Source organism: Candidatus Enterococcus willemsii, assembly GCF_009933335.1.
Taxonomy (GTDB): domain Bacteria; phylum Bacillota; class Bacilli; order Lactobacillales; family Enterococcaceae; genus Enterococcus_F; species Enterococcus_F willemsii.
This window is the reverse complement of record NZ_MAEL01000031.1, coordinates 53,670-65,550: the sequence shown is the minus strand read 5'-3', so window position 1 is coordinate 65,550 and position 11,881 is coordinate 53,670. Positions and strand designations below refer to the sequence as shown.

11 protein-coding genes are annotated in these 11,881 nt (G+C 38.2%); 2 read left to right on the top strand and 9 right to left on the bottom strand.

What is annotated here, in order from left to right:
- Positions 1-19: 19 nt before the first annotated feature.
- Together BAU17_RS04375 and BAU17_RS04370 are read right to left on the bottom strand one after the other, a co-directional pair.
- Positions 20-1,027: a LacI family DNA-binding transcriptional regulator gene (locus BAU17_RS04375; RefSeq protein WP_161901604.1), complete on the bottom strand. Its 1,008-nt coding sequence runs from the start codon at positions 1,025-1,027 to the stop codon at positions 20-22.
- A 125-nt stretch (positions 1,028-1,152) separates the two neighbouring features.
- Positions 1,153-3,420, bottom strand: coding sequence for a glycoside hydrolase family 65 protein (locus BAU17_RS04370; RefSeq protein WP_161901603.1), 2,268 nt, complete (start codon positions 3,418-3,420; stop codon positions 1,153-1,155).
- Positions 3,421-3,647: 227 nt separating this feature from the next.
- Here BAU17_RS04370 and BAU17_RS04365 point away from each other — a divergent pair, with 227 nt between their 5' ends.
- Positions 3,648-4,460: an endonuclease/exonuclease/phosphatase family protein gene (locus BAU17_RS04365; RefSeq protein ID WP_161901602.1), complete on the top strand. Its 813-nt coding sequence runs from the start codon at positions 3,648-3,650 to the stop codon at positions 4,458-4,460.
- Between the two features lie 37 nt (positions 4,461-4,497).
- Here the strand turns inward: BAU17_RS04365 and BAU17_RS04360 are convergent, their stop codons facing one another.
- The 7 genes from BAU17_RS04360 to BAU17_RS04330 all read right to left on the bottom strand — a co-directional run bounded on the left by BAU17_RS04360 (position 4,498) and on the right by BAU17_RS04330 (position 11,370).
- Complete coding sequence (locus tag BAU17_RS04360; protein WP_161901601.1) at positions 4,498-4,962, bottom strand: PTS sugar transporter subunit IIA; 465 nt, start codon at positions 4,960-4,962, stop codon at positions 4,498-4,500.
- Between the two features lie 3 nt (positions 4,963-4,965).
- On the bottom strand, positions 4,966-5,415 hold the full coding sequence (locus tag BAU17_RS04355; RefSeq protein WP_161901600.1) for a hypothetical protein: 450 nt from the start codon (positions 5,413-5,415) through the stop codon (positions 4,966-4,968).
- Between the two features lie 2 nt (positions 5,416-5,417).
- On the bottom strand, positions 5,418-6,182 hold the full coding sequence (locus BAU17_RS04350; RefSeq protein WP_161901599.1) for a MurR/RpiR family transcriptional regulator: 765 nt from the start codon (positions 6,180-6,182) through the stop codon (positions 5,418-5,420).
- A gap of 70 nt (positions 6,183-6,252) precedes the next feature.
- On the bottom strand, positions 6,253-7,584 hold the full coding sequence (locus tag BAU17_RS04345) for a 6-phospho-alpha-glucosidase (RefSeq protein WP_161901598.1): 1,332 nt from the start codon (positions 7,582-7,584) through the stop codon (positions 6,253-6,255).
- Between the two features lie 16 nt (positions 7,585-7,600).
- Positions 7,601-9,193: an alpha-glucoside-specific PTS transporter subunit IIBC gene (locus BAU17_RS04340; RefSeq protein WP_161901597.1), complete on the bottom strand. Its 1,593-nt coding sequence runs from the start codon at positions 9,191-9,193 to the stop codon at positions 7,601-7,603.
- 172 nt (positions 9,194-9,365) lie between these two features.
- The gene (locus tag BAU17_RS04335; protein WP_161901596.1) at positions 9,366-10,028 is read right to left on the bottom strand and encodes a type 1 glutamine amidotransferase; all 663 of its coding nucleotides are present in this window, start codon (positions 10,026-10,028) and stop codon (positions 9,366-9,368) included.
- Entirely contained in the window at positions 10,021-11,370 is a 1,350-nt protein-coding gene (locus BAU17_RS04330; RefSeq protein WP_161901595.1) for a Mur ligase family protein, read from the bottom strand. The genes BAU17_RS04335 and BAU17_RS04330 overlap by 8 nt, the downstream gene beginning before the upstream one ends.
- A 151-nt stretch (positions 11,371-11,521) precedes the next feature.
- Here BAU17_RS04330 and BAU17_RS04325 point away from each other — a divergent pair, with 151 nt between their 5' ends.
- The gene (locus tag BAU17_RS04325) at positions 11,522-11,881 is read left to right on the top strand and encodes an MmcQ/YjbR family DNA-binding protein (RefSeq protein ID WP_161901594.1); all 360 of its coding nucleotides are present in this window, start codon (positions 11,522-11,524) and stop codon (positions 11,879-11,881) included.

Below are 11,881 nucleotides of genomic sequence, written 5' to 3'. Positions count from 1 at the left end.
TGTTTATTTGTTGCTTTTTTCATCTTTTCATTACGGATTCGCGTTTAATTAATTGATGAGGGACAACAATCCGACTGCCTTTTTTAGGTTTTTGTTGTAACTGGTCCATCAGACGTTGGGTAGCAAGTTGTCCAAGAGAAGGGATGTCAATATCCATACTTGTTAAATATGGATGAATGAGAGTCGCAAATATAGAATTATTAAAGCTGATAATAGAAATATCTTCTGGTACGCGATAACCGGCTAGATTCACTAATTGCATCATACGGACAGCAAATAAATCATCAATCACGACAATAGCAGTGACTTCTTCTTGCTTGAGGCGCTCGCCAAATTGCGTATAATCAGCAGGTGTTTCAAAGGTTGCTGCTGGTAAAGTTGGTAAATTCGCCATCATTAACGCTTTTTGATAACCGAAATAACGTTCGAAATAGAGATTCTCATGGGTAATATTCGTCGCAAATATAATGCGTTCATGTCCTTCTGCAAGTAAATAATCGGTCGCTTGTTTTCCTAATAGTTGATTATCATTATCGACATAGACAATACGTTCATCATCAATGTATGGTTGCCCGATAACTGTGAAAGGAATGTCATGGGCCAATAAATAACGAATGATTGGATCATCTTTATCAGAATAGGTCAAAATAAAGCCGTCTACCTGCTTTTGACGATGCATGCGTTCCACATGAGCTGATAAAGCAGTGAAATTTTTTGCCGAGGCAATCGCTACGGACATGCCGTATTGATGGGCAGCTTCATTAATAGTCTCAATGGTTTCTAAATGAAATGGGTTGCCAATGCGCTCTTTTGAATCTAAAGGTGGAAGAACCACGCCTAATGCACTGGAAATTTGCTTGCCTAGATTACGAGCAGCTACATTTGGAATATAACCTAGTTCATCCATGATTTTGCGAACTTTTTTCTTAGTGTCTTCTGAAATGCTCGGGTGATCATTAATTACGCGAGAGACGGTGGACGTTGCGACACCGGCTTTTTGGGCAACATCTTTTACAGTAATACTCATGTGAAAACCTCCTCTCGAATATAGTAGCACAAGGACTACAAAGCCGCTAGATAAAAAATAACTATGATACCAGGCAAAACCAACTGAAGAAAAACATCGGAGAAGACGGGTATCATAATTATCAATTAGTGTTTAACAGGAATCACCAAAGTATCTTCTAGTAAATAATTATCTTGATAAACAGTGATAGCTAGTGGTTGCCCTTCTAATAAAGTTAGTGTGACATCTGCTTGTGTGACAGAAACAGAAAGCAAACGGCCACGATAATTAATATGAAACGCATAAGCTTCCCAATCTTTTGGTACAAACGGTGCAAAACTTAATGTATTGTCAAATGTTTTCATTTGAGCAAAACCTTGAACAATTCCTAACCAGCTACCAGTCATGGAGGTGATGTGTAACCCATCTTCGGTGTCATTGTTATAATTGTCTAAGTCTAAGCGAGCTGTGCGAGCATACATTTCTGTGGCTTTTTCTTCTAAACCAAGTTCGGCAGCTAAAATCGCATGAACAGAAGGGGATAGTGAAGATTCATGAACGGTCATTGGTTCATAGAATTCAAAATTGCGACGTTTTTCTTCTTCGGTAAATTGATTGCCGAAGAAATAAATCCCTTGTAAAACATCCGCCTGTTTAATAAAGCATGAACGTAAGATACGATCCCAAGACCAATTCTGATTTAGCGGTAAATCAGTAGGATCTAAATCCGTAGCTGGGTATAAATCTTTGTCTAAGAAAGTATCATGTTGAACGAAAATACCTAATTCCTCATCGTAAGGGAGGTACATTTTTTCAATAATTTCTTGCCAGTGTGCTTGTTCTTCTTCTGAAATTTCAATAGTTGCTTCATCTTTGAACTGCATATAATTCTCAAGAGTATAAGTTAAAACCCACGTAGCAATCGTGTTGGTGTACCAATTGTTGTTGACGTTATTTTCGTATTCATTTGGTCCAGTGACCCCGTGAATCATATAAGCATCATTTCGTTTCGAATAGTGGACACGATCAGCCCAAAAACGAGCAATTTCAACTAATACTTCTAAACCTTTTGTTTTCAAGTAATCAGTATCACCAGTGTAATTAGTGTAATTATAAATGGCATAGGCAATAGCGCCATTTCGGTGAATTTCCTCAAAGGTAATTTCCCATTCATTATGGCATTCAACACCGGTAAAGGTAACCATTGGATACAAAGCGCCCTTCAGACCTTGTTGGCGAGCATTATGTTGGGCTTGTGGTAATTGATTGTGGCGATACGTCAATAGATTTTTGGTAACTTCTGGTTTAGCTAAAGCTAGATAAAGCGGGACAGCATATGCTTCGGTATCCCAATAAGTTGCACCCCCATATTTTTCGCCAGTAAAGCCTTTTGGACCAATATTCAAGCGTGCATCGTCTCCATAATAAGTGGAGAACAATTGGAAAAGATTGAAGCGAATCCCTTGTTGGGCAGCATCGTCACCTTGAATGATAACGTCGGCTAAATCCCAACGTTTGCGCCAAGCGACTACTTGTTCTTGGCGTAATTGTTCATAATTCGTTCCATAATCTGCAAACAAATCGGCCACTGCAGTTACTTGTTTCGGTTCATCAAAGTCACGACTAGTCACAATAATAACTTCTTTTTCTAACGTAATCGTCTCATTTTCAGCAACTTGGAATTCAAACGTATGACTAATAGCCAGTGGGCTGGTTTCAATAGTTACTGGGCGGACATTATGTTTCATCCCTGAAGTGACAGTAAATTGTTCGATACCGAAAGGATTTGCGACAGTCCGCGTTGTCAAATAACTCATCTCGTTTGTTGTGCCTTTATTTAACTCTTCCCAAAACATTTCGTCGTAGTTACTGTCTTCATTTTGCACATTATTATCTAACTTCGAAACCACAGTAATCGTTGCTTCACCACTCAAAACTTGTGCAGACATTTGGATTGCTGCTAATTCTTTTTTGACAATACTTAAGAAGCGTTCAAAAGTAAAACGAATCGTCGCACCACCAAGTGTGACCGTAAATTTTCGTGTTAAAATGCCTGTTTCCATATCTAGTTCCAGTGAAAAATCTTCTGGGGAAATAACTGCAAGGTCCAGTTGTTCGCCGTTAACTGAAATATTCATCGCAAGAAAATTGACAGCATTAATCACTTTGCCAAAATATTCAGGGTAGCCATTTTTCCACCAACCAACACGGGTTTTATCAGGGAACCATACACCAGCAAGGTAAGTACCTAGGTGATGATCACCGCTGTATTGTTCTTCAAAGTTTCCACGCATGCCCATGTATCCGTTACCAATGCTGGTTAAAGATTCTTGTAGTCGGCGATTTTCTTTGTCTAAGGTGGTCGTTGTAATTTTCCAAGGATCAATATCGAATAAACGTTGTATTTGTTGCATATTATTTTTCCTCCAGAATCATTTATTTTATACATCTATCATAAACGCAATCGGTTGCGCAAGTCAACACTTTATTTTATAAATGAAGAAAAAAACTTTAATAAAATGAATAAAAATAAAAGGAAATCGATTGCGTTGTAAATTGCAAAAAAAGCATCGCATTGTTGCTTGTTTGCTAGTGGGAACTATACTACAATGGAAAGAGACCGTAAATTCAGGAGGATAAAATGAAAGTATTGACACTAAACACACACAGTTGGGTAGAAGAAAATCCAGAAGAAAAGTTAGCACAGTTAGCAGAAAAAATTATTGAAGAAAATTATGATGTGATTGCCTTACAAGAAGTGAATCAGCGTAGGGACAGTGAGGCAGGCATTGTAGGGGAATGGTATTGTCCTGTGACTGACCGAGTGATTCATGAAGATAATTTTGCTCTGCGACTAACAGAGGCTTTACAAGTGTTAGGTGTTGATTATTATTGGACTTGGGGATTTAGTCACATTGGGTATGGCATTTATGACGAAGGATTAGCCATCCTATCCAAACAACCTATTTTACCAAATAACTATCGAGTATCTCAATTTACAGAAGAAGCGGATTATCGTCGTCGCATCTTATTAACAGGAATCACAGAAATCGACGGTCAATTAGTGCTTGTTGGTAGTGGTCATTACTCTTGGTGGTCGGAAGAAGGGTTTGCTGTTGAATGGGTTACAACTGAAGAAATTCTAGCAGACAGTCCATACCCCTTATTGCTGATGGGCGACTTTAATAACCCAGAAGGAAACGAGGGCTATCAATTAATCACGCAAGGAGCATTACAGCTGTCAGATGTTTTCCAAACAGCGGAGCAAAAAATCGGTTCGCATACGGTTGCTAAAGCAATTGATGGTTGGGAAAGTAATCAAGAAGCACTACGAATTGATTATATTTTTATTTCGCCAGAGTTAACGGCACAAACGTATCAAGTTATGTTTGACGGCAAATCAGGCCCTGTGGTCAGTGACCATTTCGGTGTGGCTGCAGTTATCCATGCATAAAAAAGAAGCAAACACGATGGAAGTGTTTGCTTCTTTTTTAGTCGAGTGTGAAAATTTCTTGTTGAGCAGCAATCGGCTTTTCTTGAACGGACGGTAGCACTTTTTCTTCAGGGAAAAGCACCATAATTGTGGAGGCTTTGCCTTGTGATTTCAAATAATCATGGTCAACTTGAGCAAGTAGAGTAGTTGATGTTACTTTGTCTCCCTCGCTAACATGAATGTGAAAGCCTTGTCCGTTCAATTCCACTGTATCAATACCGATATGCAGTAAAACATCCTTGCCAATAGTCGATTTTATACCGATGGCGTGTTTTGTAGGGAAAATAGTTGTGATAGTACCTTCTACCGGTGAATACACATCACTAGCAGTGGGTTCAACCGCTACACCGGCGCCCATCATGCCTTCTGCAAATACGGGGTCACTCACTTTAGCTAATGGAAGTAAGGTCCCAGTTACAGGGCTTGTTAAAACGTGTTTTTTCTTTTTTAGAAATGAAAACATTTTTTACGCTCCTCTCAAACGAAATGCAATAAAAGCTGTCAGACAACTGAATAAGAAAATAAAACCAAGAACGAAATAAAAAATAATTTTTGTTTGCAAGGTAGCGTCTTCTTTTCCTGAGTTCAAGGAACGAGCTAAAAAGAAGGCAAGTACTGCACCGATAATATTACCGGTCAACAATTGCTGGGGAATAGCAACGAATGTAAACTGACCAAGTAAACCGTTTTTACTTTGAGATAAACGACGGACAAAAAAGAAGATACCTGCTTGAAACAACATCAGACAGGCTAGAAGATTACCTAGGGCAATACCTGGGGAAACTTGTAACATCTGTTGGATCGATGTTTCTTGGATGAAGCTGGTAATTCCCACATAAAGATAAAATAAAATGGGTACAATTAGCCAGTAAGCAAGTAAAATTTTTTGTAATCTATTTGTAGTCATTCGTAGCATGATTATCCCTCCGATAATTGATAAATCCCATATGAACGATATAAATAATCGATCAGTAAATGTAAAGATACTAAAGAGACGACTTCTTTTTGTTTCTTTCCAATAGTAAAAGGAGAACAGTAATAGTTTAGGTGATGCGTACTGTGTCGTGCAAAATAGTTATTTCCTGTTGCAGTCAATGAAATGACAGGAATTTGTCGCATTTGAAATGTGGTTAAATTTTCTTTGACATCTTCAGTCTCACCGCTGAGTGAAGTAATCATAAAGCAATCATTGCTTGTAATCATAGGCATCGCCATATCTAATTCTGTCTTATTAGGTAAAATAAGGACACGCTTTTCTAAAGTTAACATCATTTTTGAAAACTCTTCTAATGGTTTCTTTTGAGAAAAACCCGTGGAGTAACAATAAATCGTTGTACTTTGATTCAAAAGCTGATTAATCGGACGCAAATCAACAGAACGAATATAATCAATCGTTTGTTGAATATCCTCTAGTTGTTTGTCAAAAACCTGTTGGTCCGTCTGTTCGACTTCAGCATGTTGTTTTTCATGCCGTAAAAAGTATTTTAGCTCTGAATAGCCGGTGAATCCAAGTTTTTTTGTTAAGCGTAATATTGATGATTTTGATGAATGAACACGTTCTGCTAAGTCGAGAATGCTTAGATTCATCACTTCATCCGCATGATCCACAATGTAATGAAGAATGTCTAAATCCAATTCGCTTAGTTCTTTGGCGTGTTGATGAATCAAACGTTGCAATTTCATCAAATCCCTCCTTTTCAACTAATATTATAACCGAAAAGAAGGGAGGTGATGAGAAAGTTTTTTATCATTCTTAATTTAGCTCTGGCCAGAAGTCCTTATTCGCTTCAATTAAATCATCTAATAACTGTTTGGCAACACGAGCATTCGGTACGATACGTGAAAGTGTCAAAGCTTGCCATAATTTTTGGTAAGAACGTTCTGCCCATGCTTCCACGACTAATTTTTCAACTGAAACTTGTTGTTCCATCAATCCTTTTTGGAATTGTGGAATTTTTCCTTGCGTTAGAGGTTCTGGACCATTCGTACCAACGATACAAGGAACTTCAACCATCGCTGTTTCATCAAAGTTTACGATTGCACCATTGTTTGGTACGATGAGCAACATTCTCTCATGCGTGTTATAAGCGATAGCACGTGCTAAATCAACGATGTAGCTCGCATGTTCGTCAATTTCAAGTGTTGTTCCCTCGGTATTCCCTCGGGCAGCAATTGCGTTACATTCACCGAAGACATGTTTTTCACGGCCTGCCATAACTTCGTTGGCACGAGTAAAGTCTGGGTTTGAATGTGCAACTTCATCTTGTGGGTACAAGTAATATTTTAAATAAGTGTTTGGTAAAGTATCAGGATCTACTGCGTAAACATCTTTCGCTTTGGCAAAAGTATTCATCCAGCTAGCATCTAAATGCTGTGACTCTTCAATTTCATCTTGTAAAGAGTACCCATGTTGTGCGACGTGTGCTTTGATTTGGGGCATTAAGTCATTGCCTTCAAGGTCACGAATATCTGTCCACCAACCAAAGTGATTTAAGCCATAGTAGCGAACAACCATTTCTTTACGTGAACGTAAACCAATTGCACGTGCCATTCGTTCTTCAATTCCGACAGGCATATCGCAAATATTAATGATTTTAGAATGTGGACGTAATTTCCGTGTTGCTTCTGCGACGATTGCGGCTGGATTTGAATAATTTAACATCCAAGCATCGGGAGAATATTTTTCCATATAGTCTAAAATTTCTAAGACACCACCGATTGAACGCATACCATAAGCGATGCCACCAGGTCCGCATGTTTCTTGACCAACAACGCCGTATTTTAATGGAATTTTTTCATCTTGTTCGCGCATTGCATATAATCCTACTCGGATATGAGCCATGACAAAATCAACATCTGAAAAGGCAGTTTCTGGATCAGTTGTTGCCACAAAGTTAATATCTGGCGCTTTCTCTTTTAATAAAATTTCGCAAGCATCTGCAATTTGTTGCTGACGTTCATGGTTATTGTCGTAGAATTTAATTTGACGAATAGGGAAACGCTCCAAATTATCTAATAACATTAAAACGATTCCTGGGGTAAAGGTACTACCGCCGCCTGCGATAACGATTGAGAATTTTTTCATAATACTGTAACACTCCTTAGTCTTTAATTTCTAATAACTGTTCAAATTGTTCTCTAACTTGTGGGACATCTAAGCCAACGATTACTTGAAAAGCAGTACCGTTACGTACAACACCATGTGCACCACCTGCACGGAAGGCCTCATCTGGACTAACGATGGAAGGATCCGCAACAGTAATCCGTAATCTTGTTGCACAATTATTGACTTTATCGATATTATCAGCACCACCAAAGGCTTCTAAATAAATAGCAGCTGATTCACGGTAACGATTTTCAGCAGGTTCTGAAGTAGAATCTTCACCAGCTTTTTTGGCTTTGTAATCTTTTTTCGTAAATAATTTAATATCATCTGTTGCTGCTTCACGACCCGGTGTCGGTAAGTTCCATTTTAGAATGAGGAAGCGGAAAATGATGACATATAAAGCAGTAAATGCTAGACCAATAATCAATTGTGTAAAGATTTCTGTTTTGTGATTCGCAAACATTGGAATCCAGTTTTTAGCTAATAAATCTAAGAAACCGCCACCCATATCTCCAGAAACACCAAATGCATACATCGTTGCTGTCATGGTTGCTGCTAAAACAGCATGGATTGCAAACAATGGTGGAGAGATGAATAAGAAAGTGAACTCTAGTGGTTCAGTAATTCCGGCTAAGAAGGCTGTCAATGTAACAGGCACTAAAATTGAAATCACTTTCTTTTTGTTTTCTGGTTTTGCTGTTAAGAAGAAAGCTGTTGCAATCCCCAATGAACCAAACATTTTAGAGTTACCGTGCATCGCAAAACCACCTTCAGGGAACAGTTGTTTTAATGGTTTAGTTGATGCAGCAAAATCATTTAGATTCGCCATCCAAGCACGGGTAATGCCATCTGGTGTGACGGCTGGACCAAAGACAAACGGTGAATAAATAAAATGGTGTAAACCTGTTGGAATTAAAATTCGTTCCAAGAAAGTATAAATCCAAACACCTAGTACTCCTGAACTTGCTAAGAAACCTTGCATTGAGTTAATTCCACCTTGGATTTTTGGCCAAACTAATGCTACTAAGAATGCGATTGGTAACATTAAGAAGAAACCGATAATGACTACAAAAGATGAACCTTGGAAGATTCCTAACCAATCAGGTAATTTTACATCAAAATATCGATTATGAATCCAGACGACAATAGCAGAAATAACGATTGCCCCGACAATGCCTGTATCTAATGTTTTGATATTGGCAATCATTTTTAATCCACTGACACCGCCAGCTTCCATACCGAAGTCAACACCGAAGAAGCTACCAAAGTTTTTCAACATACCACTAACAAAATATTGGAAGGTGATATAGACCACGAAAGCTTCCATGACTGCTCGAGCATTGGCTTTCTTTGCCAACCCGATGGGCAGACCAATGACAAATAATAATTCCATTTGGTTAAAAACAGTCCAGGCACCATCTTCAATAATGGACCAGATACCAAACCAAACGGTACCTTCTGTGGCGATACTTCCGACCAACATTGGATTTTTACAAATAATAGCTAATGAAACCATTAAACCTGAGAACGAAAAGAGGAGGACTGGTGTGAACATCGCGCCTCCAAATCGTTGCACTTTTTCCATCATAATGAGAAAACTCCTTCCTAAGTTAAAATTACATTCTTACTTTAACTATATTTGTTAGCGTTTACAATAGATAGGAGATGTTATGGGAAGAAGTAAAAATAATGGACTAAAGTGTCAAGTTGTGGGAAATTTCCCGCACGAAAAAACCGCCCTAATAAAAGGACGGTTTAAATTAAGCATTATATTTTTTATCGAAGGCTAATTGAACCAATCGTCGTGCTAAGTTTTCATTTCGAGCGAGAATCGGTCCGTGGAAGTAAGAGCAATAGACATTGCGATAAATTGCGCCTTCGGATTGATCTTCGCCGTTGTTTCCATAACCTTCAACGACTTTTCCTAAAGGACGTTCGCCTTTTCCTAAGAAGGTACGACCGTTATGGTTTTCAAATCCGACATAAGTTTCACCAAACTCTTCATTGTATATTTTGACGTCACCAATAAAGCGATTGTTATCTTGGCTTAGCGTATAATGATCCAACGCGCTAATGCCATAAATCTTCTCACCATGTGCACCAATGTAATAATGGCCTAACAATTGGTAGCCACCACAGATAGCTAGGATGACGCCGTCGTTTTCAATGAAGGATATTAAGGACTCTTTCTTTGATTGAATATCATCGGAGACAATTTTTTGTTCGAAATCTTGTCCGCCACCAAAAAAGACAAGGTCATATTTTTCAGGTTCAAAGGGTTCGTGGATACTAACAATTTCAATTTTTAAATCAATATCCATTTGTTTCGCAACGTATTTTAGCATTAAAATATTGCCGTTATCACCGTATGTGTTTAATAAATTTCCATAGAGATGGGCAAGTGTTAATTCGTATTTAGCCACGTGTCATGCCCCCTTGCATATGTCCTTGTTCTGCTAGTTTTTTACGCAATTGCAGTACAGCAGTATAAGTTGCTAAAATATAAACATTTTCTGTTGGTAATTGTTTGATACCATTTATCACAGCATCTAAATCTTGCATTTCAGTAATGTCTTCTTCTGGAATACCGGCAACTTTTAAGCGAAGTGCCATGTCTTTGTGACGATCGCCACCTGCAATCACTTTCGGGATACCCATATCAGCAAAGGCTTCATGGTCTCCGTCCCAAATCCAACTTACGTCAATTCCATCAGCATAATTAGCATTTAATAAGCAAACCAATGAGAAGGGGTAAGGAGATAGACCAATCATATCAATGACTTGGTTTAAACCAACTGGATTTTTGACTAAAACGAGCGTACATTTCTTATCATCAATCGTGATAACTTCTTGTCGTCCAAAGACTTTTTCATCGTATCCTAGTCCTAAGCGGATTTTTTCAGGAGCAACATGATAGTACTCAGCGACAGCTGTTGCTGCTAAGGCATTGTAAATGTTGTACATTCCGCCAACTTCTAATTTGTAGTCGTTGCCGTCAATCGTAAATTCTGCAGAGGTATTTGTCATGTTTTTTAGATTTGTTAATTGATAATCCAATGCTGGGCGATGGAAATCGCAATTTGGACAATAGTATTTTCCAAGGTTCGCATAAGTAATCATTTTATAATGCAAGATATGTTGGCAATTTGGACAAAGGACACCATCTGTATTGTAATGAGCCATTTGTTCCTCATCTTCTTGATGATTAAAGCCATAATATTTCCGTGGATTTACTGTGTCAATTGAATTGAAAATCGGTGAATCGCCGTTAGTTAAAATCGTTGCGGTTGGTGATTTTGCGGCACCATCCACGATTAATTGGTAAGTGGTATAAATTTCGCCGTAACGATCCATTTGATCACGGAAAATATTGGTAAAGACAAATAGTTCTGGCTTGATGTATTCCGTTACTTTGCTCAAGCTGGCCTCGTCAATCTCCAAAACGGCAAATTTTTTCCCATTCGTTTTTTTGGCAGAAAGAAAAGTGGAAACAATGCCTTGTACCATGTTTGCACCAGTTGGATTTGTTAACACATTGTCAAATTCCTGACGTAAAATATTCACAGTAAGCGCAGTGGTTAACGTTTTTCCGTTTGTCCCTGTAACAACCACTACTTGATAATCTTTCGCTAGATAGTCCAAAATATGAGGGTCAATTGACAAAGCCAGTTTACCTGGCAGACTTGAACCACCCTTAAAAAAATTTTTTAATACCCATTGCGAGGTTTTACCGACAAAAGCGGCAAAATAACTTCTGATTCCCATAAAAAACCTCCATCGTAAAACGAGATAGTCGAATAAATTCATCTAATCATAACACAACTTTTAAAAAAGATTAAATGGCTTTCCCCAATCTTAAAAAAAAGAAGAAAAATAACTGCTAAATCCGTTATAATTTAAAAAAGAAGGTGAAAAAATGAAACAACGAATGGAACGTTTGCAACGCTTTGGGGTGTCTTTGCCCTTTGCTAAAGTGTATTTTCGTGAAGATTGGGCAACGATTTATTTCGAGGTCCACGGAAAAATGTTTGGCACGATGAGTCCGCAAGCTACAGAACAAGCGATGATTACGTTAAAAGGGTTACCAGAAAAAAATGAAGAACTAAGAGAAATTTATGAGGATATTACACCAGGCTATCATATGAACAAGAAGCATTGGAATTCGATTGCCTTGCGAAGCACTGTTTTAACAGATGAGGAATTTGAACAAATGATTTATTTGTCGTATCAACTCGTTTGGAAAAACTTACCAGCCAAAATTCGGCAAGCAAAATAA